General features: G+C 41.0%; 25 protein-coding genes. 13 read left to right on the plus strand and 12 right to left on the minus strand.

Annotated features, from left to right (window positions below):
• The first annotated feature begins 101 nt into the window (after positions 1-101).
• The 5 genes from BA81_RS06215 (at position 102) to BA81_RS06235 (ending at position 4,187) form a co-directional block, all read left to right on the plus strand.
• The gene (locus BA81_RS06215; RefSeq protein ID WP_227001748.1) at positions 102-950 is read left to right on the plus strand and encodes a transporter substrate-binding domain-containing protein; all 849 of its coding nucleotides are present in this window, start codon (positions 102-104) and stop codon (positions 948-950) included.
• Between the two features lie 42 nt (positions 951-992).
• Positions 993-1,670: an amino acid ABC transporter permease gene (locus tag BA81_RS06220; RefSeq protein WP_080652918.1), complete on the plus strand. Its 678-nt coding sequence runs from the start codon at positions 993-995 to the stop codon at positions 1,668-1,670.
• A 10-nt stretch (positions 1,671-1,680) separates the two neighbouring features.
• Entirely contained in the window at positions 1,681-2,421 is a 741-nt protein-coding gene (locus BA81_RS06225; RefSeq protein ID WP_034281207.1) for an amino acid ABC transporter ATP-binding protein, read from the plus strand.
• A gap of 191 nt (positions 2,422-2,612) precedes the next feature.
• Positions 2,613-3,821, plus strand: a complete 1,209-nt coding sequence (locus tag BA81_RS06230; protein ID WP_034281208.1) for an ammonium transporter — start codon at positions 2,613-2,615, stop codon at positions 3,819-3,821.
• Positions 3,822-3,839: 18 nt separating this feature from the next.
• The gene (locus BA81_RS06235) at positions 3,840-4,187 is read left to right on the plus strand and encodes a P-II family nitrogen regulator (protein ID WP_034281209.1); all 348 of its coding nucleotides are present in this window, start codon (positions 3,840-3,842) and stop codon (positions 4,185-4,187) included.
• Positions 4,188-4,271: 84 nt separating this feature from the next.
• Here the strand turns inward: BA81_RS06235 and spoIIQ are convergent, their stop codons facing one another.
• Positions 4,272-5,168, minus strand: a complete 897-nt coding sequence (gene spoIIQ / locus BA81_RS06240; protein ID WP_034281210.1) for a stage II sporulation protein SpoIIQ — start codon at positions 5,166-5,168, stop codon at positions 4,272-4,274.
• A 117-nt stretch (positions 5,169-5,285) separates the two neighbouring features.
• On the opposite strand from spoIIQ, the gene BA81_RS06245 reads away from it, so the two are divergent.
• The 5 genes from BA81_RS06245 (at position 5,286) to rpsN (ending at position 8,243) form a co-directional block, all read left to right on the plus strand.
• Positions 5,286-5,795: a GNAT family N-acetyltransferase gene (locus tag BA81_RS06245; protein ID WP_029706351.1), complete on the plus strand. Its 510-nt coding sequence runs from the start codon at positions 5,286-5,288 to the stop codon at positions 5,793-5,795.
• 166 nt (positions 5,796-5,961) lie between these two features.
• Positions 5,962-6,384 (plus strand): DUF5362 family protein, encoded by a 423-nt coding sequence (locus BA81_RS06250; RefSeq protein WP_024426331.1) that lies wholly within the window; start codon positions 5,962-5,964, stop codon positions 6,382-6,384.
• 144 nt (positions 6,385-6,528) lie between these two features.
• Complete coding sequence (rpmG, locus tag BA81_RS06255) at positions 6,529-6,678, plus strand: 50S ribosomal protein L33 (protein ID WP_024423713.1); 150 nt, start codon at positions 6,529-6,531, stop codon at positions 6,676-6,678.
• Between the two features lie 82 nt (positions 6,679-6,760).
• Entirely contained in the window at positions 6,761-7,957 is a 1,197-nt protein-coding gene (locus BA81_RS06260) for a GTP-binding protein (protein ID WP_034281211.1), read from the plus strand.
• Positions 7,958-7,973: 16 nt separating this feature from the next.
• Entirely contained in the window at positions 7,974-8,243 is a 270-nt protein-coding gene (gene rpsN, locus BA81_RS06265) for a 30S ribosomal protein S14 (protein WP_025093900.1), read from the plus strand.
• Positions 8,244-8,496: 253 nt separating this feature from the next.
• Here the strand turns inward: rpsN and moaA are convergent, their stop codons facing one another.
• Together moaA and fdhD are read right to left on the minus strand one after the other, a co-directional pair.
• Complete coding sequence (gene moaA / locus BA81_RS06270) at positions 8,497-9,504, minus strand: GTP 3',8-cyclase MoaA (RefSeq protein WP_034281212.1); 1,008 nt, start codon at positions 9,502-9,504, stop codon at positions 8,497-8,499.
• Positions 9,505-9,514: 10 nt separating this feature from the next.
• Entirely contained in the window at positions 9,515-10,303 is a 789-nt protein-coding gene (gene fdhD / locus BA81_RS06275) for a formate dehydrogenase accessory sulfurtransferase FdhD (RefSeq protein WP_034281213.1), read from the minus strand.
• Between the two features lie 134 nt (positions 10,304-10,437).
• Here fdhD and BA81_RS06280 point away from each other — a divergent pair, with 134 nt between their 5' ends.
• Positions 10,438-11,703 (plus strand): L-lactate MFS transporter, encoded by a 1,266-nt coding sequence (locus BA81_RS06280; protein WP_034281214.1) that lies wholly within the window; start codon positions 10,438-10,440, stop codon positions 11,701-11,703.
• Positions 11,704-11,785: 82 nt separating this feature from the next.
• The gene (locus BA81_RS06285) at positions 11,786-14,134 is read left to right on the plus strand and encodes an FdhF/YdeP family oxidoreductase (protein WP_034281215.1); all 2,349 of its coding nucleotides are present in this window, start codon (positions 11,786-11,788) and stop codon (positions 14,132-14,134) included.
• A gap of 51 nt (positions 14,135-14,185) precedes the next feature.
• Here the strand turns inward: BA81_RS06285 and BA81_RS06290 are convergent, their stop codons facing one another.
• From BA81_RS06290 to BA81_RS06315, 6 genes are all read right to left on the minus strand, one after another.
• Positions 14,186-14,863: a VWA domain-containing protein gene (locus BA81_RS06290; RefSeq protein ID WP_034281216.1), complete on the minus strand. Its 678-nt coding sequence runs from the start codon at positions 14,861-14,863 to the stop codon at positions 14,186-14,188.
• Positions 14,864-14,946: 83 nt separating this feature from the next.
• A complete protein-coding gene (locus tag BA81_RS06295) occupies positions 14,947-15,645 on the minus strand; it encodes a VWA domain-containing protein (protein WP_080701169.1) in 699 nt (232 codons plus the stop codon).
• Positions 15,646-15,967: 322 nt separating this feature from the next.
• Positions 15,968-16,993, minus strand: a complete 1,026-nt coding sequence (gene spoIID, locus BA81_RS06300; protein WP_034281217.1) for a stage II sporulation protein D — start codon at positions 16,991-16,993, stop codon at positions 15,968-15,970.
• A gap of 257 nt (positions 16,994-17,250) precedes the next feature.
• Positions 17,251-18,558 carry a UDP-N-acetylglucosamine 1-carboxyvinyltransferase gene (gene murA / locus BA81_RS06305; protein WP_024423722.1) on the minus strand — a complete coding sequence of 436 codons (1,308 nt, stop codon included), beginning with the start codon at positions 18,556-18,558 and terminating at the stop codon, positions 17,251-17,253.
• A 32-nt stretch (positions 18,559-18,590) separates the two neighbouring features.
• Positions 18,591-19,325 (minus strand): YwmB family TATA-box binding protein, encoded by a 735-nt coding sequence (locus BA81_RS06310; protein WP_024423723.1) that lies wholly within the window; start codon positions 19,323-19,325, stop codon positions 18,591-18,593.
• Positions 19,326-19,454: 129 nt separating this feature from the next.
• Positions 19,455-19,685, minus strand: coding sequence for a DUF1146 family protein (locus BA81_RS06315; protein WP_034281218.1), 231 nt, complete (start codon positions 19,683-19,685; stop codon positions 19,455-19,457).
• Between the two features lie 170 nt (positions 19,686-19,855).
• Between BA81_RS06315 and BA81_RS06320 the strand changes: the two genes are divergently transcribed.
• Positions 19,856-20,332, plus strand: a complete 477-nt coding sequence (locus BA81_RS06320) for a hypothetical protein (protein ID WP_024426339.1) — start codon at positions 19,856-19,858, stop codon at positions 20,330-20,332.
• A 42-nt stretch (positions 20,333-20,374) separates the two neighbouring features.
• Here BA81_RS06320 and BA81_RS06325 read toward each other — a convergent pair whose 3' ends face one another.
• From BA81_RS06325 to BA81_RS06335, 3 genes are read right to left on the minus strand one after another with little or no spacing between them, the layout of a single operon-like run.
• Positions 20,375-20,770 (minus strand): F0F1 ATP synthase subunit epsilon, encoded by a 396-nt coding sequence (locus BA81_RS06325; protein WP_003214592.1) that lies wholly within the window; start codon positions 20,768-20,770, stop codon positions 20,375-20,377.
• A 24-nt stretch (positions 20,771-20,794) separates the two neighbouring features.
• Positions 20,795-22,216 (minus strand): F0F1 ATP synthase subunit beta, encoded by a 1,422-nt coding sequence (gene atpD, locus BA81_RS06330; RefSeq protein ID WP_024423726.1) that lies wholly within the window; start codon positions 22,214-22,216, stop codon positions 20,795-20,797.
• Between the two features lie 24 nt (positions 22,217-22,240).
• Positions 22,241-23,107, minus strand: a complete 867-nt coding sequence (locus BA81_RS06335) for a F0F1 ATP synthase subunit gamma (protein ID WP_024423727.1) — start codon at positions 23,105-23,107, stop codon at positions 22,241-22,243.
• Positions 23,108-23,134: the final 27 nt, after the last annotated feature.

Raw genomic sequence — 23,134 nt, forward strand, 5'->3', positions numbered from 1 at the left:
ATACATTCTAAAAAGGACGATTGTTGGAATAACACATATAAAATTGAGAATATGAGGAACAAATGGTAAGATGCTACACATATTGAAAAGCCTACTTTCTCCTGATATGGAGAACGGCTGAAAAGGAGGAGAAGCTTATTATTAAAAAAAGACGGTTTTGGGTCCCAGCCCTTTTCTCGGTTGCAGTATTACTTCTGTCTTCGTGCGGTTCAAATGAAACAAATGGGAACGGAGATAAACGTAATTCTACAGCGAAAGGGTCGCCAATTTTGGAGGATGGAAAATTTATTTTTGCAGCATCAGGTGAATTTCATCCGTTTAGTTACATGGATGGAAATCAGATGTCCGGCTTTGATATCGACGTAGGCACTGCGATTAGTGACAAACTAGGTCTCGAACCTATACAGAAAAAATATAAATTCGCAGGCATCGTCGAAGGCGTGAAAGCAGGTAAATTTGATGCGGCAGTTGCAAGTCATACCATCAATGAGGAACGAAAAAAACACGTCCTTTTTTCTAAGCCATATTACTACTCTGGTCCGCAAATTTTCACAAGACCCGGATCAGACATTCAACATGCGGATGACTTAAAAGACAAAGAAATTGCTGTATCCAAAGGGTCGTCCTACGCTGATATTGCCAAGGAACATAGCGGGCAAGAACCAAAGTATTATGATAGTGATGTCGTCGCCTTAGAAGCACTGGCCAACGGAAAACACGATGCAGTCGTGACAGATTTCGCCACAGGCGCAGAAGCGATGAAGAAAAAATTAAAAATCACAGCGCAGGAAAGACTCGGACAAAGTGAGCAGGCAATTGCTGTTTCAAAAGAAAATGAACAGCTCATAAAAGAGATCAACGATGCGATTGACGCACTAAAAAAAGACGGAACATTAAAACAAATTAGCGAAAAGTACTTTGATGAAGACATCACGGTCAAACAAGATTAAAACCACGATTGTGCGCCCTTTTTATAGGCGCACTTTCTTCAAATGGAGATGATTGTTTTGCCTACCCTATCACACTTTTTTCAGACACTCATTGATTCAAGAGGTATTTTCTTAGAAGGAATGCTGATCACCTTACAGCTGACGGTGATCAGCATCTTCATCGGTATGTTCATCGGGCTTTTCTTTGCTTTATTGAAAATATCCCGCATAGCCGTTTTCGGTTATATCGCCAATGCTTATATCTTTCTTGTACGCGGAACACCACTTATTGTTCAGATTTTCATCCTATATTTCGGCCTCACAGAATTGAATATACCCGACTTCTGGGCTGCTTCCATTGCGCTCGCCTTTCATAACGGCGCCTATATAGCCGAAATATTCAGAGGCGCCATCCAATCCATCGATCAGGGGCAAAAAGAGGCAGGACGATCTCTTGGTATGGGTCGTTTTTTAACAATGAGGCGTATCATTCTCCCTCAAGCGATGCGGCGTGCTCTTCCCCCTCTTGGCAACCAGTTCATTATCGGCTTAAAAGACTCATCACTCGCCGCCTTTATCAGTGTCAATGAACTATTTAACGTCGCCACCACGCAAGGCTCCAACAGCTTTGACAATATGACGTATTTACTTGTTGTAGCCGTCTATTACTTAGTTCTTGTCCTGCTGTTAACATTCGCTGTCCAAACCTTTGAGAAGAAACTATCAGCCAGTGACCAATAGGAGGAGAAGCATGACAGAATCAAAGGAAATCATACGTGTTGAAAAACTCAATAAATACTTTGGAGAGCTTCATGTTTTAAAAGATATCGATCTCACTGTTTATGAAAATGATGTGGTCGTCTTAATTGGTGCAAGCGGTTCTGGAAAAAGCACCTTGCTCCGCTGTATGAACTTTTTAGAAATAAAAAATGATGGAGATATTATCATTGAGGGCAGCCCTGTTCATCCAAAGCGAGATCAATTAAACGAAATGAGACAAAAAATAGGAATGGTGTTTCAGCATTTTAATCTTTTCCCGCACAAAACTGTGCTTGAAAATATCATCGAAGCGCCTGTTATGGTGAAAAAAACAAAGAAAGCGCAAGCCATCGCTGAAGCCAGCACCTTGCTAGAAAAAGTCGGACTTGCGGATAAAGCCAACGTATATCCTTCTAAACTATCAGGCGGCCAAAAACAGCGTGTAGCCATAGCCAGATCTCTCGCCATGAAGCCTGATGTCATGTTATTTGACGAACCTACGTCTGCCCTTGACCCAGAACTTGTAGGCGAGGTGCTGCAAACGATGAAAAGCCTCGCAAAAGAAGGCATGACCATGGTCATTGTCACACATGAAATGGGCTTTGCGAAAGAAGTTGCCGATCGTGTCGTCTACATGCACGAAGGCCGCATCGTCGAAGAAGGCGTCCCTTCGGAATTGTTTGATTCTCCTAGGGAGGAACGTACAAAACTGTTTCTCAGTTCCATTTTATAGGTCAAACGCCCTTCATTTTTAGTGCTTAACTTACGTTTTTGCTCATTTTTTACGAACTTTTCATCCATTTATATTGAACTTAACCAAAAACCATGTCAGATAAACTTCCATGTATATGTTATATATGACTTTTCTCTCTATAATGAAGAATTAAGAAAACAATAATTCTGAATGATTCGGGGGAATGCAGCATGCAAATGGGTGATACAGTATTTATGTTCTTCTGCGCACTACTCGTGTGGTTAATGACACCGGGTTTAGCTTTATTCTACGGAGGACTCGTGAGAAGTAAAAACGTGTTAAGCACAACCATGCACAGCTTAACGTCACTAGCAATCGTTTCAATCGTATGGATCGTATTCGGTTATTCCTTAGCTTTTGCACCAGGCAATGCATGGATTGGAGGATTAGACTGGGTGGGCCTGAAAGGCGTAGGCTTTGAGCCTGGTTCCTATAGTGAGACCATTCCACATTCATTGTTCATGATGTTTCAAATGACCTTTGCCGTCTTAACAACAGCCATCATCTCAGGGGCCTTTGCTGAACGGATTCGCTACTCAGCAGTCGTTGTATTTACACTCCTTTGGGTCACATTTGTATACGCTCCAGTCGCACACTGGGTATGGGGTGGCGGTTGGATTGGCGAGATGGGTGCGCTTGACTTCGCAGGCGGAAACGTGGTTCACATCTCATCCGGTGTTGCAGGTCTTGTCGTGGCAATTGTGCTCGGGAAGCGTAAAGAAGCAGCAAGCTCTTCTCCGCATAACTTGATCTACACCCTTCTTGGTGGAGCTGTCATCTGGTTTGGCTGGTTTGGTTTTAACGTGGGTAGCGCTCTTACATTAGACAGCGTGGCCATGTATGCCTTTATTAACACCAATACAGCTGCTGCTGCAGGAATCATCGGCTGGCTGTTAGTAGAGTGGATGATCAACAAAAAACCGACCATGCTCGGCGCGATCTCTGGAGCCATCGCAGGTCTTGTCGCCATTACACCTGCCGCAGGCTTTGTTACACCGTTTGCTTCTATTATAATAGGAATCATTGGCGGGATCGTCTGTTTCTGGGGAGTCTTTTCACTCAAAGCCAAATTTGGCTATGATGACGCACTGGACGCATTCGGCCTTCACGGAATTGGCGGTACTTGGGGAGGAATTGCAACAGGACTTTTCGCCACAACTTCTGTCAATGACGGCGGAGCCAATGGCTTATTTTACGGAGATCCCAGCTTACTTTGGAAGCAAGTGGTCGCAATTGTTGCCACGTACGCTTTTGTTGCCGTTGTGACATACGTGATCATCAAAGTGGTCAATGTCTTCTTCAAAATTCGTGCAACCGAAGAAGAAGAATCAGTGGGTCTTGATTTAACCATGCACGGTGAAAAAGCTTATCAAGATTAAAGAAAAAGGGGTGTCTCTATGAGCAAAATGTATAAAGTGGAGATTGTCACACGTCCAGCTAATTTTGAAACATTAAAGGTGGAGCTTGGAAAGATTGGTGTCACCTCGATTACCTTTTCAAATGTACACGGCTGCGGCTTACAAAAGGGACATACAGAGCTATACCGCGGCGTCAAAAAAGAAAGCAACGTGTACGAACGATTAAAGATCGAAATCGTCCTAAGCAAAGTACCTGTCGAACAGGTCGTTGAAACAGCTCAAAAGGTACTTCGGACAGGCGAACCAGGGGATGGGAAAATTTTTATATATGAAATAGCGAATACAATCAACATTCGGACAGGTGAAGAAGGACCTGCCGCCCTATAGTGTATCCTCCGCCGAGTGGCGGAGGATCTTTTTAAGCAGAAAAAACCTCTGCATATTTATATACACAGAGGACCTTGTAAAACATTAAGATTGTTTTGTTTCTTCTGACTGACTGCTGTCTTTAGAGGAATCAGAAGACTTTTCTTGATCAGAGGATTTCCCCTTCTCATCAGACTTTTCTTCAGATTTTTCTCCAGCTGGCTCTTTGGCTTTATCTTCAGCAGCAGGTTCCTTCGTTTTTTCCTCAGTCTTTGGCTGAGCAGGTTCTTTTGCTTGTTCCGTCACTTCTTGCGCTGCTTTTTCAATTGTAGAAACAGGCTTGTCAATGAAGCTAAGCGGATTAAGCGCTAAACCTTCCATACGAATTTCAAAATGTACATGGTTGCCGCTTTCAGCACCATATAGATTTTTACCAGAAGCACCAATGACATCATTCTGCTTGACTTCATCGCCTTCTTTGACACTCACTTGTGACAACGATTGATAAACAGTCGATAATCCATCTTCATGTTCAATTTCAACAACGTGACCGAGGACTGGATCTTTTTTCGCTTGAACCACTGTTCCACTAAGAGCAGCTGTGACATCAAACACTTTGCCATCTTTATCTGCAAGATCAATACCTTTGCTCAAGGTATAGGTGTTATTATAGTTTACAAGTGCTGCTTCTTTTTCTTTTTGGTCAGCATCTGCTTCATAGAACTTTTTCACGACAGAAACATTATCAGAATTCTGGACCGGCATTGCGACATTTTCAATTGGCTTTCCAACTTCAACGGCATCATCGCGCTGTTCTTGCCCTGTTTGATTTCCATCAGATAGTTGGTCTTTCACATCTTTTGATACAGCTTGATACCAAAGAACGGCTGTTAACACGACCGCTGCGCTGACCAAGTAAATAGCAGGGAATACCCAGCGCTTACGGAAAAATTGCTGAACTTTTGTGATTTTGGAAGTACGTTTCTTTTCTTCCTCTCTCATTTTTCATCACCTCAGCAACATTCTGAACACTTTTCAAAAAATATATACACACGAAATCATTTTTCTTTTTATTTTGCGCAATCGCATCAATAATATGTATGATAAATGAAAAAAAAGATGGGGGACTTAATTGTGAAAACTTTCAACCGTATAGCAACAGAAGATGACCTCAAAGCCATCGTTGATATCTACAATTCAACCATTGCTTCAAGAGAAGTGACCGCTGATACAGAACCAGTTTCTGTCGAGGACCGCCGGCAATGGTTTTTGAATCATTCCGAGAAAAGACCTCTCTATGTGAAAACAGATGAGGATGGAAATATCTACGGCTGGCTGAGCTTTGAAACGTTTTACGGAAGGCCTGCATACAACGGGACCGTTGAAATGAGTATCTATTTAAACCAAGACTATCGAGGAAAAGGCTTAGGATCACTTTTCTTGCAAGAAGCCATTGATTTAGCACCCTCATTAGGCATTCGAACGTTACTTGCCTTTATTTTCGGGCACAACGAAGCCAGCATTCGACTATTTAAAAAGCACGGCTTTGAGACATGGGGCCACCTGCCACGCATCGCAGAAATGGACGGCAGCAGATACGATTTAGATATCCTAGGAAAAGAATTATAAAACGAGCGTCTCCCTGAAAAAGAGACGCTTTTTTTATGACGCAAGTAACAGCTGTAAAAAAAGTGAAGTGAAGAGAGAAACAATTGAATCAATCAACATTCACTCTTCCTAAAGCACTACTTACTCAAGTATGATAAAGAGTGAATACATAAAGGAGTGAACACCATTGCAACAAACTGAGAAAATCATTCAATCTCTTCATTCAATCGTAAAGTGGGGAAAGGTTGGTAGTATCTTTCTCTATATTTCAGGCGGTCTGGCTATTCTTATTGGTTTTTGGCTTGTTCTTCCTGCAGCCCTTGGCGTCTTCCTCATTATGATGGGGATCCATGTACAAAAATCTGTAAAAGCGGCTGAACACTTGATTCAGGCTCCAGATACTTCTTACGAAGAATTATTAGAACAGTACGCTAAGATGATGAAAATGCAAACACTTTTTGCCATTTCAAGTATTGCCGCAGTTATTCTTTCATTCATTGCCATCGTTTTGATACTTATACTAGGCGGGTTAGCCTTCCTCCAAGAAATTCCTTATGATGTCCAGCAGTATGAGGGTGATTACGAACAAGAACTCGGTGACTTTTATTAATGGGGAGGGGTATCAATAGTCATTCGATACCCCTTTTGTTTTTATCATTTGACTTGGATCATTCTCCTATGCTTGACATTCAGTCTTGATCATTTTAAAATACAAATCGTAACTATTACGAATTAAAGGAGGATCCTATTACTTATGCGCGTGAATATTACGTTGGCCTGTACTGAAACAGGTGACAGAAACTACATCACAACAAAAAATAAAAGAACGAATCCTGACCGATTGGAGTTAAAAAAATATTCTCCTCGATTAAAGAAATATACCCTTCATAGAGAAACAAAATAAATTTTTTATATTATAAATCGTAATGATTACTTTTTAAGTGAGGCGGAAAACAAAATGATCGTTTTCAAAAGGACAAAAACAAATGAATAAGCGTGTACCTGTTACAGTATTAAGCGGCTTTTTAGGAGCAGGAAAAACAACGATATTAAATCATGTTCTTCAAAATCGCAAAGGATTAAAAGTGGCTGTAATCGTCAATGACATGAGCGAAATTAATATTGATGCAGAACTAGTCAAACAAGGCGGCGAGCTTTCTCGATCAGATGAGAAACTCGTTGAATTATCTAACGGCTGTATTTGCTGCACTTTGAGAGAAGACTTGTTAATCGAAGTAGAACGCCTTTGTAAGGCGGGTAATATTGATTATATTGTCATTGAATCAACCGGAATTAGTGAACCAATTCCCGTCGCTCAAACGTTTTCTTATATTGATGAAGAAATGGGTATAGATTTGACCCGCTTTTGCCGTCTAGATACGATGGTCACAGTAGTAGATGCAAATCGTTTCTGGACTGATTTCCAGTCAGGAGAGAGTTTATTAGATCGTAAAGAAGCGGTTTCCGATGACGACGTGCGAGAAATTTCCGATTTACTCATTGATCAAATTGAATTTTGTGACGTGCTTATTATCAATAAATGTGATCTAGTATCTCCCTCTGAATTAGATCGACTTGAGCATGTGCTGAACAAACTACAACCAGAAGCATCTATCATCAGAACCTCAAAAGGTATAGTACAGCCAGATGACATTTTGAATACTGGTTTATTCGACTTTGAAAAATCAAGTGCTTCTGCTGGGTGGATCAAAGAAATCAACGCAGGACATGTTCAGCATACACCGGAAACAGAGGAATACCAAATTTCATCTTTTGTTTACGAAAGAAGACTCCCTTTTCATACTGGCAGACTGAATGCTTGGTTAGATCAAATGCCTGAGCAGATCGTTCGTGCGAAAGGTTTTACTTGGCTTGCCACACATCATGATTTAACCATTTTAATTTCACAAGCTGGGAAATCTGTTGCGATTGAACCAATTGCATACTGGATTGCTGCTTTGCCTGAACAAGAAAAAGCACGGATATTAAATCAGGAACCAGAGCTTCTAGATGAGTGGGACGCAGAGTTTGGTGATCGCCATACAAAACTTGTGTTTATCGGTGTAGATTTACCTAAAGCAGAAATCATTCGTACTCTTGATCAATGCTTGCTTACACCTGAGGAATTTGATCAAGATTGGACTACATTTGAGGACCCCTTTCAATGGAAAATACAAAATTAGGCCAGGAGGGTTTTAATTGGCAAAGAAATCTAAGATTGCTAAAGAAAAAAAACGACAGCAGCTTGTATTGAAATATGCAGAATTAAGAAAAGAGTTAAAAGAAAAAGGTGACTATGAAGCTTTACGAAAATTACCTAGAGACTCTTCCCCTACCCGCTTAAAAAACCGCTGTGAATTAACGGGCCGTCCCAGAGGTTATTTACGAAAATTCAAAATGTCTAGGATTGCTTTTCGTGAGCTTGCCTATAAGGGTCATATCCCTGGAGTGAAAAAGTCGAGCTGGTAAAGAATGATTTGATCTTATCACAGCACTCGTAAAAGTAAAGCCGCACACAATGAGAGAAAATCTATTTTCCAATCTTATCTCAATCTTTTTGAAGTGCAAAATAGCAATTTAAAAACCAGCAGAGATTCTGCTGGTTTTTATAATGACTGAGTTCATAAGATAAAATGGCCTGTTTTCAAAAAAGGATTTTCAGCAACGATTATGACATTTTTTCTTCTTTTCAAAAATACATGATCATGATACTTTGTTGTCATTAACCACCGATGTATGACATCTCAACCTTTTTCTGATCTTTTTTCTGCTCTCTCTCGGCTGAATATTGGTCATGTCTATTCGACCATAATTCCTTTAACCTGTTCGTTAATTCTTCATTATCTTTTGTCGTACGAATCATCTGTTTCAGATCAAAACCCGATGAAGCAAACAGACATGTAAACAATTCCCCCCTTGCAGACAGCCTTGCTCTGTTACATGTTCCACAAAAAGCATCTGAAACGGAAGAAATAATACCTATCTCTCCTGAACCATCTTTGTAAAAAAATCGTTTGGCTACTTCACCTGTATATTGAGGAGGTTCTGGTTTGATAGGATATGTTGAATCAATTAATTCAATTATTTCTTTCTTTGTCATGACATGTTCTAGATTCCATTTATTCGTATTACCGACATCCATAAATTCAATAAATCTGAGAACGTGTCCTTCTTTTTTGAAGTAAGCTGCCATTGGTAAGACATCCTGATCATTCACACCTTTTTGAACAACCATATTAATCTTGATAGCAAGTCCAGCCTTTTCTGCAGCCTCAATACCATCAAACACTTTTTGGATAGAAATATGCCTTCCGTTCATTTGCTTAAAACGGTCGGGATTTAATGAATCTAAACTAATGGTGACTCTATTGAGACCAGCTCTCTTCAACTGATCAGCATATAAAGGTAAAAGTGTTCCGTTGGTTGTCATCGCAATGTCTTCAATCCCTGGAATGTTTGCGAGCTTTTCTATTAAGACAGGCAGATCCTTCCGCATTAACGGTTCTCCGCCCGTGATGCGTATTTTTACCACACCTAGGTTCTTTACAAAAAGGGTAGCAAGTCGTTCAATTTCTTCGAAACTAAGCAGTTCTTCTTTTTTCAAGAAAGGATAATCCGGCCCAAAAATTTCAGCAGGCATACAGTACGTACATCTAAAGTTACAGCGATCAGTTACTGATATTCTTAAATCGCGCAATGGTCGATGTCTTTTATCTAAAATACTGACCATACTTTGCCTCCTATTCTGTAATACGATGAGGATGCGTGTAAATGTTAAAGGATTTTCCTCTGACGAATCCAACTGTCGTAATATTTAATTCTTCTGCCATTTTAAGCGCCAGCTCAGTAGGTGCTGATTTTGAAATGACGATAGACACTCCTAGTTTTGCTGCCTTCAATAGAACTTCTGACGATATCCGGCCGCTAAAAACAAGGATTTTATCTCTAAGTGGAATTCGCTGAAGTAAACAGTATCCATAAATTTTATCTAAAGCATTATGTCTTCCTATATCAGTTCTAGTGATGAATAGCTTCTCTGTGTCACACAGTCCAGCATTATGCACTCCGCCAGTATGTTGAAATAATTGGCTTTCTTCTTGCAAACACTTCATGAGATGCATACAGGTTTCAGCAGAAATACTGATTCGATCAATGGCTGTTTTTGCCGTCTTCACATCTTGAAGGAAATAAAAGTGTCTTCCTTTCCCGCAGCATGAACCAATCACTCGTTTTGTAAAATCTGATGAATCAAATCCACTTGAGTGAACTAAATCAACATAGGCAAAACCCATACTTTCATCTATTGTAAACCTTTTAATCTCTTTTTCAAATCGAATGACCCCTTCTGAAGCCAAAAAGCCGATAACCAATTCTTTCAAGTGCTCTGGTGAACAAACAAGGGTCACAAATTCTTCTCCATTTACCATCACAGTTAAAGGATATTCTTCTACAATTTCATCAGTTTTGCAGGTAAACTGGCCTTCATTGTATTGGTGTATGACTCGTTTCTTTTTAACAGAAGGATTCATTGTATGATCTTCCTTTCAATGCAAATTTAGTTATATGATCCAATCAAATTGTGATATTATTTTAAAAAGTCATAAAAATGTAACATATTTCTATCTTATCAAACTTCTTGACTGCTTTATATGGGGGGAACAAAATGAACAAATCGAAAAATCGCTGGCTCATCGCAGCAAGTGCTGTAGGAATTCATTTATCTATTGGGTCTGTTTATGCTTGGAGTGTTTTTACGAATCCTTTACATGAAGCCTTTCAGTGGTCATTAACAGAAATAAGTCTCACCTTCAGTATTGCTATTTTATTTTTAGGTTTATCTGCTGCTTTTATGGGACATTTTGTTGAAAGGTATGGTCCAAGGGCATCGGGGCTCTTCTCAGCTATTTTCTTCGGCATCGGAATGACTGGGTCAGGATTCGCTGTCCACATGTCATCACTGCCTCTCCTCTATTTATTTTATGGTGTACTCGCTGGAATAGGGTTAGGGGTAGGCTATATTGCACCTGTATCAACTCTAGTCAAATGGTTTCCGGATCGAAGAGGTCTTGCAACCGGCTTAGCCATTATGGGGTTTGGGTTTGCTTCTCTTATTTGCAGCCCAATTATTCAATATCTCATTGAAAAAGTGAATATCGCAAATACTTTTTATATTCTTGGAATCTCCTATTTTATCATCTTGGTGATCTCATCTCTTTATTTATCACCACCAACACCTGATGACGTCAAACAATTTGATGTATTCAAAACAAAGAAAAGAAAAATCCCTCAAGATTTATCACAGCTTACAGCAAATGAAGCGATCAAAACAAGACGTTTTTATTATTTGTGGCTTATGCTTTTTATTAATATCACATGCGGAATCGCTATTATTTCAGTAGCGTCACCTCTTGCTCAAGAAAGTGTTGGGTTCACTGCAGGTGCTGCAGCTACTCTTGTGGGCATTTTAGGTGCTTTTAATGGTTTAGGACGCATTGGCTGGGCATCGTTTTCAGATTATATAGGAAGACCGAATACGTATACGATTTTTTTCAGTATCCAGCTCATTGCTTTTCCTTTACTCCCCTATTTAAAAGAACCGTTCATCTTTTCAATCGTCATGGCGATCATTTATACGTGCTATGGAGGAGGATTTGCTTCAATTCCAGCCTATATTGGGGATTTGTTTGGTACAAAGCAGCTTGGTGCCATACATGGTTATATTTTGACTGCTTGGGCCGCTGCGGGATTAGCAGGACCACTATTTTCATCCTTCATCCGAGATATAACAGGTAATTACACACAAAGCCTTATGGTGTTCTCTGGCTTATTTTTCATTGCTTTTATCATATCACTTCTGATTCGAAAGGATATTCAGCAGCTAAGAGAAAAAAACCTATCTGCTGCTTCCTCTGTCTCAGCCCGATCTTAATTTGAATTTGACAGAATCACAATCTAAAGGTAATTTTTAGATATGAAAACGCTTTACAAAGTATTAGGAGGGTGATGATCTCATGGGGAAAACAAAACATAAGGGGCCTGTTAAACTAAATAAAAAACCCTCACCAAAGCTATGGGCGTCTTTTGTACCAATGGGGCTTGGCAAAGTGAAACCGAAACACATTCGAGATACGATGAAAGTGGCATGGGAGAACAAAGATAACCTTCCCTACGCGTACCGTATTTTAACGCAGGGTGTTTGTGACGGCTGTGCCCTTGGCGTCTCAGGACTGTATGATCAAACGCTCGCAGGACCTCATATATGCACCACAAGACTAAATGTGCTTCGTCTTAACACAATGCCAGCTATTGATCAAAAATGGTTTGAAGATATTCATCAGCTAAAGCAAATGGACAGCACCTCTCTTCGCAAGCTTGGGCGGATTCCTTATCCATTGATCCGAAAAAAAGGTGACAATGCCTTTACACGTATTTCTTGGGATGATGCACTAGATCAAATCGCAGCTAAAATCCAATCAATTGATAAACGGCAGCTTGCTTTCTATTTAACCGCCAGAGGAATTACAAATGAAGTTTATTATACGGCTGCAAAGGCTGCTCGATTTATAGGGACGAATCATATTGATAATGCTTCTCGCATTTGCCATTCACCAAGTAAAACCGCTCTTAAACGGTCCCTTGGCATCGGTGCTTCCAGCTGTAATTACAGTGATTGGATTGGAACGGATGTATTAATTTTTTGGGGATCTGTCGCAGCAAACAATCAGCCTGTTTCCACTAAATATATGTACGCTGCTAAAAAGAAGGGAACAAAAATTATCGTCATCAATCCGTATAAAGAGCCTGCTATGGAAAAGTATTGGGTTCCTTCTATTCCAGAGAGTGCTTTATTCGGTACAAAAATTGCAGATGATTTTTACCAAGTCAATATAGGCGGAGATATTGCGTTTATGAACGGCGTCATCAAGCATTGGTTTGACATGGAGCAGCATGCTCCCCATTCGGCTCTTGATCACGAATTTATTCAAAAACATACAACAGGCATACAGGATTTAAAGCAGCATGTCGCACAATTGAAGTGGGAGGACCTAGAAGCATCATCAGGTTTATCAAAAGAAAGAATGAAGGAATTTGCGACACTGCTTGCCAATGCTAATTCAGGCGTTTTTATTTGGAGTATGGGCCTTACTCAGCACCGCTTTGCAACTGATAATATATCACAGGTTGCCAACCTTGCCATGCTGCGCGGATTTATCGGCAGAAAACATTGTGGTGTCATGCCAATTCGGGGGCATAGCGGCGTCCAAGGTTCTGGTGAAATGGGTGCTGATCCATTCGTTTTGCCGGGTAGTGATTTTGATGACGAGAATATTGAAAGAATCGAACGTATATGGGGGTTTGACATTCCTAAATGGCATGGTGACACCATTGGGCAATCCTTTGAAAAGATGGCTCTCCCAAAAGACCACCCACAAAAACTCAAAATGCTGTTTACGAGTGGCGGAAACTTTTTAGAAACGATGCCAAATCCGGAAGCGATCGAAAAAGCATTATCTGAACTTGAACTCCGTGTTCACCAAGATATCATTTTGAATACCTCTACGCTGGTAGACGCTGAAGAGGCGGTGATTGTGCTGCCTGCTATGACAAGGTATGAACAACCAGGCGGCGGCACATCAACCAGTACGGAACGCATGGTATATTTCAGTCCAGAAATTGAAGGACCTCGTATTGAAGAAGCCAGAGCAGAATGGGACATTTATGTTGATCTTGCGAAAAGAGTCCGGCCAGAAGATGCTGAGCTGATACATTTTGAAACAGCTGAAGACATTCGTCGTGAGATTGCGGTCGCCAACCGAAACTATGATGGCATCCAGCATTTACGTCACAAGGGAGACGTTTTTCAATGGGGAGGCGCATGGCTTTGTGAAGATGGCGTGTGTCCAACACCAGACGGCAAGGGACATCTTCTTCCTGCCCAGCTTCCTCAATATCGAAAAACCGAAGGACATTTCAATATCACGACAAGAAGAGGAAAGCAATTCAACTCCATGATCTACAGTGAAAAGGATGCCTTTAATGGTGGAAAACGTCATTCTATCCTAATGAATGAAGAAGATGCAAAAGAGCTTTATGTCCAAGAAGGTGATCCAGTTGTTCTCTTTAATCAATATGGATCCTATCAAGGAGTGGCTCAATTCGGAGAGTTGAGACGCGGCAATATCGCAGTTTATTGGCCGGAAGGGAACGTTTTAATTCCTAAAGGTGTGTATGAGAGCTACTCACAGATTCCCGAGTATAATACGGCTGCCATATTAGAAAAAGCCGAAACCTTCCATGCAAGAAAGGATCAGCATTATGTGGAGAAACGAATTGATGAATTAGAAACGACTTTGAATTAATCGTCAACTTAAAAACAGCTGGGGTTGTTTTCCCCAGCTGCCATTCACTCTCTACCGACCAAAAGCGCTCGCTTCCTGTTGAAGAATATGGTTCAATTCTTCGGCATTTGCAGCCGGTTGATATTGTCCTCCACCCGCTTTTGCAACAGATTTAAGACTTTTTGCTTCCTTTTCATTCACATCGAAGCCAATGATATTGACGATTGTATCTATTCCGTCTTCATGTAATTCCTTTGCTGCTTGTGAAGGGCTTCCACCACAAGTTTCTTCACCATCACTGACAACATAGACAATATTTTTCCCTTCAGCTTGGTGATCTTCAAAATCTTGTTTCGTATCCGTTAATGCTTTTGCAAGTGGTGTCCAGCCAGTTGGCTTATACACATTCAGTGCTTGCTGAAAGGTTGATGGCTCATATGATCCAAATCCGTAAACAGCTTCAGAACTTGAACAAGAAACAGCTTTCCCTGCATTTTTATTGGTTCCTTCATGACCAAACACACGAAGCAGAACTTGTGTATCTTCTGATAAAATGCTTGCAAAGCTTTGAATAGACCGTTTGGCGATTTCAATTTTCTTTTCACCTTCAACTGATTGTGCCATGCTCCCGCTTAAATCGAGTAATATCACCACATGCGCAGGCGGCTCCTGTTTTGTTACAGCATGAGCTGGTGAAGAAAGAAGCAGGACAAGACTAGCCAAAATGGTTAATACGATGTTTTTTTTCATCAATAAAAACCTCCCTTTTTTACTTTTGTACAGAAAAAGAGAAACGAAAGCATGAATCAATCGTTTCCCTTTTGTTCAGCAAGTTATTCGTGTAGTTTTAATGATTCTGCTGAAAAGATAGAACCCATTTCTTTACCAGTGCTTGCTTGGTAGTAATGGCCTTTACCAGCTTTGGCTACTTGCTTCAATTGACCTTCATAGCCATCGTTAAAGTCTAATCCGATCACATTTACAACAGTTGATCCTTTTGAGTTATGCAATTCTTTTGCTACTTTTACTGGATCTCCGCCACAAGTTTCCTCACCATCAGTGATTAAGTACACAATATGCTTTGTTCCTGCAGTAAGCTGCTCATCCGCTTGCTTTGCATTTTCAAGTGCACGTGCAATCGGTGTCCAGCCAGTTGGCCCAAGTCCGTTTAAAGAGTTTTCGAAGCTGTTCTTTTCATAAGGCTGTACGCCGTAAACGCCTCTAATGACTTCACATGATTGAGCTTTACCTGAATTTTTGTTGTTTCCTTCAGAACCAAACAAGCTCATACGAATTTTAGCGTCTTTTGGAAGTGACTGAGCAAATTTAAATACCTCTTGTTTAGCGAGATCAAATTTGCGCTCTCCCTCTACTTTTCTTGCCATGCTTCCGCTTGCATCAAGTAAGATTGTCACTCTTACATCTTTGTTATGTTTTTTGACTGTAGATGCTTCTGCAAATACTGGTGAAGAGATTGACATAGATAATGTCAATACAGTTAAGGTTACGAGTGTGATTACTTTTTTCAACATACTTTTTCTTCCTCCTTATGTATTTGATTGAAACATCTTAATCGTAAATTATTCTGTCTTGGAATGGTATAGGACTCGGTCCCTTTTTCTCTTTCATCAAAATCACTAAAATTCTGTCAGATGTCTAGATATTTTCACCTAACACACCCATTATTCTCTCGTTTTCTCTGTCTTTCGAGGGACTTTGTATCAGCCATCAGTTCTTGTCAGGACATAAATGTTTAAGATTTCCTGGTCTGCGTCTTAAGTCGCGATTTGACACATTCTGTTCAAATCTCTTTGAACACACAAAAAAATGCCTCATTTCTGAGGCACCTTTGCTTTATTTTTTAGCCATATACGTGTTGAGAAAACGATCGGCTGATTCGATTTGAATTCCTTTATAATAATGCTTCACGATGGCATCTACTTTTTTGCCTGCCTGCGCCATATAATGCGCACCATATTGACTCATGCCTACACCATGACCATATCCTTTTGTTGTAATGACAATCTGCTGGCCCTGGCGTTCCCATGTGAAGTCCGCTGAATGAAGGCCTAGTGATTCTCGAATGTCTCGGCCTGACATTGTTTTACCGTTGATCACGGCTTTCGCTACCTGATTTCCTGGTGTCCGTTCTACAATCTGTCCGACCTGAGCCTGCTGAGTGAGCGTCACACCTAATTTTTGCTGAAATTCACTGACCGAGATGGTTTTCTTATTTTGAAATTTTGGCGATTTTTCGTCCCATTTACTTGAGACACTTTTCAAATAAGGGATTTCGTTTTTCCAATAGGCTTCGGCATTTTCCGTTTTTCCGTTACTTGTTGAAAAGAATGAAGCATCAATTGGTTTCTCGTCATAAGTCAGCACTTTTCCTTGTGTGCTGGCGACAGCTTCCGTGACCTTTTTTAATTTCCAATTGTACGCTTTCCCCCAAATTTTCTTGAGTTCCTGTTTGTTTTTGTAAACTTGGAACATTTGGGTATCATCTACAAGAGAGCCCTTGGGTGATTTGACAGTCTTATCACTGATCATTTGTCTGACGATATACGTTCTTGCTGCGAGCGCCTGTGCCTTGAGTGCTTCCATTTCAAAATCAGCTGGCATTTCAGATGCTACGACACCGATCACATACTCTTCTAAGGGGATGTTTTCTACCTGCTGATAAGCTGAGCGATAGACGGGGATAGCGACGGGTGATTGCTTCAATTTGACTGAACCCTTCACTTCTTTTTTAACTGATGGTTCTGCTGCTACGTGCTGGCTGGCCGCCGGCTTCCCTTGGAACGTCGGCAACACAAGTAATGTTGGAATCATTAAAATGATGATGCATATTCCTGCGATTGTCCATATCATTGGTTTCATATTTGGCTGCCCCCATTTGTCATTGAATCTCTTTTATCCTATGGGCAGGGACAAGCTAATATGACAGCTTCTTTCATTTAGTGGACAAGTCTTTTATGAAGGTATGGGCCTGTTCTTAGAATGGATTTTACTGTTCGTCTGTATGAATAAAATTTAAGATGGTTGGATACACTAATGATAAGCTTCGTGAAATGAGGCATTCTATGATTCTAAAAAAAATCAGCATGCCCCAATGGACACACTGATTTCTTTCATGATTAAGCGTTCAGATCTGATACAACTTGTTCTTGTGTCACATCTGCTGATTCATCGTTTACTCTTTCAATATCTGCACCGATTGCTGCAAGCTTTTGGTGGAAGTTCACATAACCACGGTCAATATGCTTCAACTCAGTGACACGTGTATGACCTTCTGCCACTAATCCAGCAAGTACAAGTGCTGCTCCTGCTCTTAAATCAGTCGCTGCCACTTCAGCACCTTGAAGTTGAACCGGCCCATTGATAATGACAGAGCGACCCTCAATTTTAATATCGCCATTCATGCGGCGGAATTCTTCAGCATGCATAAAGCGGTTTTCAAACACCGTTTCTGTGATCATGCTTGTTCCGTTCGCACGAAGCAATAGCGCCATCATCTGAGATTGCATATCCGTTGGGAACCCAGGATGCGGCATTGTTTTTAGATCGATTGGCTTGAGCTCAGATGGTCCAATGACTCTTAAACCTTCTTCTTCTTCAATGATCTGAATACCCATTTCTTCCATTTTTGCCACAAGTGATGTCATGTGCTCTGGCACTGCGCCTTTTACAAGAACATTTCCTTCTGTAATGGCTGCTGCCACCATGAAAGTACCTGCTTCAATTCTGTCAGGGATGATGTTGTGTTTTGCACCGTGAAGTGTTTCCACACCTTCGATTTTGATTGTACCAGTACCAGCACCGCGAACCTTACCGCCCATGGCATTGATGTAGTTTGCTAAATCAACAATTTCAGGTTCTTTTGCTACGTTTTCTAAAATCGTTGTTCCTTCAGCTAATGCTGCTGCCATGATGATGTTTTCAGTTGCCCCTACACTTGGGAAATCCAAATAGATTTTTGCACCTTTTAAACGGCCTTTTACTTCAGCCTCGATGAAACCATTACCTACTTGAATTTTAGCTCCCATTGCTTCAAAGCCTTTTAAATGCTGATCAATTGGTCTTGAACCAATCGCACAGCCTCCAGGTAATGCAACTCTTGCATGACCTGTTCTTGCTAAAAGTGGTCCCATGACAAGCACGGATGCTCGCATTTTACGGACATACTCAAACGGAGCCTCAGTTTCTAGTGCATGAGATGCATCAACTGATACTTCGTTATTTTCAAAATGTACTTCTGCTCCTAAATGACGTAACACTTCATTGATTGTATATACATCGGAGAGCGTAGGTACATCACAAATTACGCTTTTTTCTGTACTTGCTAACAAAGATGCAGCGATAACTGGTAAAACGGCATTTTTTGCGCCTTCTACTTTAACTGTGCCGTTTAACTTTTGACCGCCGCGGACGATGATTTTTTCCAAGGTCTTCCCCTCCGCGTCCCAAATTCTCTATATTAATATTCAGTCGTTACGATTGGTGTGCCAACCGTAATCGTATGATTTTCGTTCATTTCCGAACTTCTGATGGCAATTTGAACATTCATTTTATCATTTGAAGTCATAATGAACTGTTCCCACTTATCTGTGTAAGCGGAAAGCGACACAAAATTAGACTCAACGAGATACTCAACTGGTTTTGCTTGAAATTCATTTGCTAACATTTCAGCTTTTTTTTGCAAAACAACATCCATCATACCATTTACATGACCATCGAGACAAGTAAAAATTACAATTTTCTCTTGTAATATGCTTTTTGCATGACGTACGAACTGATCATATGTATGCTCCCAGGTATTCAGTGGGCGAGCACCTTTTTGCTCATATAATAAATACGACTTTTGATTTGATTTTGTGTCGGTCTTCACGAGTAAAATTTTCGATTCTGTATCATTTTTTTCATCTTTGTAAATTCCTGTGACTTTGGTGACATGTTGTTCTTTTTTTTCGGTCCACTCATACTGTCGTAGTTCGTCTTTCAAACGTTTCACTTTTTTTGAAAATTGTTCGGATGAAATATCTACATTTGTCTTGGCATGAAGGGTCCATCCATCGACTTCAATTTGCTGGTTTTTTAGACCTTCTGCTATTTGAGCGAGCGGGGAAGATTCTTCCGCACGAACACCTTGAATCATCAGAACAAAAAAAAGAATAAACGCAAATAATGGCCAACCTTTCAAATACTTTCTCACTTGTCATTCCCCCTTGCTACAAGTGTTGCCGCAAGGAGGTCAATGCATACGTGGAAAAGTCAACAAAAGGCGAGCCTTTTGACCCTTCTTTTTACGTTCCCGCAGAAGGCCGTGACCAAACCTTTTATGTTAGAACATATAAGGAATTTGTCTTGAGAAATTTAAGTAATCAAGGAAGAAATTGCTGACTACAGATGCGATAGCAATGGTAATGAGCATCATCAGCAGCCTTGCTTGAACGATTTTCCCTTTTTTAATGAGTGGATCAATATTTACAGCAAGCAGTGCCCACCATGTAACCGCGATAAAAAATAGGTGGATCACAATGCCCACGATTGCTTGTTGTCCTACGTCTTCCATACAGTTGAATCCTCCTTTTATTTATTTCTGTAAAGGAAAACTCCCTTTCATTATATCCTCGAAAATCGGAAAGATGAATCATTTGGAAAAAAGAGCTACATTTAGTGTGAATCCCCTCTTATCCTGATGCCAAGGAGATGATATACTGCGTGTGGAAGGAGCTGAACACATTGAAAGATTCTTTTCCTGACTTTGTTGATTTGTACGGAGAATTGGTTCCCTCATTTGATCATGAATGGGAGGCCATTGCTTTCTACTTTGATTATAGACAGACACAGCTAGAAGAATTAGCACAATTGTGTCATTTTCATAACATTTCTTTGGATTACTCTGAGGAAAGCTTGTATCAGTTAGAATCACTATACTTTGATGCATTGACCAAGCAGCTGTTCGCTGAGTGGAAAATGCCGATAGATGCATTAGAAGCGATGATGAGTGTGTATATAGGAGAGGTTGTCATCCGTCATCATTCAGATGCTGACTGGGTGGTACGGCCTTATATGGATTCTCCGCACAAATATACGCTTGGCTTACGCAGAAATAATAAAACATGGCATTGTAGTACGCAATTTTGCGAGCACTTATATCTAGAAAAGCAAGCATCTCATCCTTATGTGTCGATGTATCAATCTCTCATGTCATCCTAAAAAAAATCCTTCTTATCACAGTGATAAGAAGGATTTTCTGTTTTATTTCCCTGCTACATTTAAACGGTTTAACGCCCGTTTTAATGCGAGTTCCGCCCGGCGTACATCACTTTCATTCGGGTGGTTCAAATGCTCTTCAGCACGCTGCTTCGCTGATTTAGCACGATCGACATCAACTTTATCTGATGTTTCAGCGGCCTGAGCAAGAATCGTTACTTGTTCAGGGCGGACTTCAACAAATCCGCCACTTACTGCAACCAATTCAGTTGATCCACTATGTTTTAAGCGAACTGCACCGATTTTTAGCGGAGCAACCATTGGAACGTGGCCAGCTAAAATACCAAGCTCACCGCTTTCTGCTCTTACACTGACCATTTCCACATCCGCTTGATACACTGGGCCGTCGGGAGTAACGATATTGACTTGAACGGTCTTCATGCTTTTACCCTCCTAAGGACCAGATTAGGCCTCTACACCCATCTCTTTGGCTTTTTCAATCACTTCTTCAATGCGTCCAACTAAGCGGAATGCATCTTCTGGAAGGTGATCGTATTTACCAGACAAGATTTCCTTGAAGCCTTTAACAGTTTCTTTCAATGGCACATAAGAACCCTTTTGGCCAGTGAACTGCTCTGCTACGTGGAAGTTTTGAGATAGGAAGAATTGAATACGACGCGCTCTGTGTACCACAAGCTTATCGTCCTCAGATAATTCATCCATACCTAAAATGGCAATAATATCTTGCAGCTCTTTATAACGCTGCAATGTTTGCTGCACTTCACGCGCAATCGCATAATGCTCTTCACCAACGATCTCAGGTGCAAGTGCACGAGATGTTGAAGCAAGAGGATCAACCGCTGGGTAAATACCCATTTCAGTCAGCTTACGCTCAAGGTTTGTCGTTGCATCAAGGTGAGCGAATGTCGTTGCTGGAGCTGGATCCGTATAGTCATCCGCAGGTACATAGATCGCTTGAATCGATGTAACCGATCCTACGTTTGTAGACGTGATACGCTCTTGCAGCTGACCCATCTCTGTTGCAAGTGTCGGCTGATAACCTACCGCTGAAGGCATACGTCCAAGAAGGGCTGATACTTCAGAACCTGCTTGTGTAAAGCGATAGATATTATCGATGAAGAACAATACGTCTTGACCTTGTTCATCACGGAAATGCTCTGCCATTGTCAAACCAGTTAGGGCAACACGCATACGTGCACCTGGCGGCTCGTTCATTTGGCCGAAGACCATGGCTGTTTTCTCGATAACGCCAGAATCTTTCATTTCGTAGTAAAGGTCGTTTCCTTCACGTGTACGCTCTCCAACACCAGCGAATACAGAAATACCGCCGTGTTCTTGTGCGATGTTGTTGATCAATTCTTGAATCAGAACGGTTTTACCTACACCAGCTCCACCGAATAGACCGATCTTTCCACCTTTGATGTAAGGAGCAAGCAGGTCAACAACTTTGATACCTGTTTCAAGAATTTCAACTTCTGTAGAAAGTTGATCAAAAGAAGGTGCTTGTCTGTGGATTGGATCTCTTTGAGCTTCCACACCAAGTGGCTCATCTAAGTCAATGTTATCTCCCAGTACGTTGAATACACGTCCAAGTGTTACGTTACCAACTGGTACTGAAATTGGTTTTCCAAGGTCTACAGCTTCCATACCGCGCTTCACACCGTCTGTTGATGCCATTGCGATGGTTCTCACTGTATCGTCACCTAAATGTAGTGCTACTTCTAAAGTTAAGTCGATATCAACTTCACTTTCGCTTTCCGCTTTATGCGAAACTTTGATCGCATTATAAATCTCAGGCAAGTGACCGTCTTCAAAACGAACGTCTACGACTGGTCCCATGATCTGACTGATGCGTCCTGTTTTCATTGCATTCCCTCCTGACAATTATTTCTATTCTAAGGCAGCTGCTCCGCCGACAATTTCTGTAATCTCTTGTGTAATCGCTGCTTGACGAGCACGGTTGTAAGAGAGTGTCAGGCTGTCGATCAATTCTTTTGCGTTGTCTGTTGCACTCTTCATTGCTGTCATTCTTGCAGCATGTTCACTTGCTTTGCTGTCAAGAAGCGCACCGAAAATCAAACTCTCTGCATATTGAGGAAGGAGAACTTCAAGAATTTCTTCTTCAGAAGGCTCAAACTCATAAGATGCGGAACGTTTATTTGGTGTCGCTGCGGCCGAAAGGTCCGTTAGCGGCAATAATTTCTTCTCTGTTACTTCTTGTGAAATCGCACTGACAAAGTGGTTGTAGAACATATAAAGTTCGTCAAACGCTTCATCAGAGAACATTTGAACTGTACTGCTTGCTAATTCTTTAATATCAGCAAACGCTACTTCGTCTCCAAGCCCTGTTACTTCAGAAATAACTGGAATACCACGCTTTTTGAAGAAGTCGCGTCCGATTTTACCAATGACAATCACCGCATATTCATCAGCGGATTGATGACGAGATTGAATGGTTTGGTAAGCGGCACGCAAAATCGAGCTGTTAAAAGGTCCTGCAAGCCCTCGATCAGATGTAATAACGAGATACCCTGTTTTCTTGACAGGTCTTGAAAGAAGCATTGGGTGCTTAGCACTTGTTCCAGTTGCGATTGCAGCAACCACTTCCTGGATTTTCTCCATGTAAGGAACAAAAGACTTCGCATTGTTTTCAGCACGATTCAGTTTCGCAGCTGATACCATTTGCATCGCTTTTGTGATCTGACTCGATTTTTTCGTTGACGTGATCCTTGACTTTATATCGCGTAATGAGGCCAAAGATTTCACCACCTTTTTTCAGGAATC

This window comes from Bacillus safensis FO-36b, assembly GCF_000691165.1.
Taxonomy (GTDB): Bacteria; Bacillota; Bacilli; order Bacillales; family Bacillaceae; genus Bacillus; species Bacillus safensis.

What these genes read in the sequence shown, in the direction of transcription:
- BA81_RS06220 (WP_080652918.1), top strand. Translation starts at nt 993, where the DNA reads ATGGAGATGATTGTTTTGCCTACCCTATCACACTTTTTTCAGACACTC.
- BA81_RS06225 (WP_034281207.1), top strand. Translation starts at nt 1,681, where the DNA reads ATGACAGAATCAAAGGAAATCATACGTGTTGAAAAACTCAATAAATAC.
- BA81_RS06230 (WP_034281208.1), top strand. Translation starts at nt 2,613, where the DNA reads ATGCAAATGGGTGATACAGTATTTATGTTCTTCTGCGCACTACTCGTG.
- BA81_RS06235 (WP_034281209.1), top strand. Translation starts at nt 3,840, where the DNA reads ATGAGCAAAATGTATAAAGTGGAGATTGTCACACGTCCAGCTAATTTT.
- spoIIQ (WP_034281210.1), bottom strand. Translation starts at nt 5,168, where the DNA reads ATGAGAGAGGAAGAAAAGAAACGTACTTCCAAAATCACAAAAGTTCAG.
- BA81_RS06245 (WP_029706351.1), top strand. Translation starts at nt 5,286, where the DNA reads ATGGGGGACTTAATTGTGAAAACTTTCAACCGTATAGCAACAGAAGAT.
- rpmG (WP_024423713.1), top strand. Translation starts at nt 6,529, where the DNA reads ATGCGCGTGAATATTACGTTGGCCTGTACTGAAACAGGTGACAGAAAC.
- BA81_RS06260 (WP_034281211.1), top strand. Translation starts at nt 6,761, where the DNA reads ATGAATAAGCGTGTACCTGTTACAGTATTAAGCGGCTTTTTAGGAGCA.
- moaA (WP_034281212.1), bottom strand. Translation starts at nt 9,504, where the DNA reads ATGGTCAGTATTTTAGATAAAAGACATCGACCATTGCGCGATTTAAGA.
- fdhD (WP_034281213.1), bottom strand. Translation starts at nt 10,303, where the DNA reads ATGAATCCTTCTGTTAAAAAGAAACGAGTCATACACCAATACAATGAA.
- BA81_RS06280 (WP_034281214.1), top strand. Translation starts at nt 10,438, where the DNA reads ATGAACAAATCGAAAAATCGCTGGCTCATCGCAGCAAGTGCTGTAGGA.
- BA81_RS06285 (WP_034281215.1), top strand. Translation starts at nt 11,786, where the DNA reads ATGGGGAAAACAAAACATAAGGGGCCTGTTAAACTAAATAAAAAACCC.
- BA81_RS06290 (WP_034281216.1), bottom strand. Translation starts at nt 14,863, where the DNA reads ATGAAAAAAAACATCGTATTAACCATTTTGGCTAGTCTTGTCCTGCTT.
- BA81_RS06295 (WP_080701169.1), bottom strand. Translation starts at nt 15,645, where the DNA reads ATGTTGAAAAAAGTAATCACACTCGTAACCTTAACTGTATTGACATTA.
- spoIID (WP_034281217.1), bottom strand. Translation starts at nt 16,993, where the DNA reads ATGAAACCAATGATATGGACAATCGCAGGAATATGCATCATCATTTTA.
- BA81_RS06315 (WP_034281218.1), bottom strand. Translation starts at nt 19,685, where the DNA reads ATGGAAGACGTAGGACAACAAGCAATCGTGGGCATTGTGATCCACCTA.
- BA81_RS06325 (WP_003214592.1), bottom strand. Translation starts at nt 20,770, where the DNA reads ATGAAGACCGTTCAAGTCAATATCGTTACTCCCGACGGCCCAGTGTAT.
- atpD (WP_024423726.1), bottom strand. Translation starts at nt 22,216, where the DNA reads ATGAAAACAGGACGCATCAGTCAGATCATGGGACCAGTCGTAGACGTT.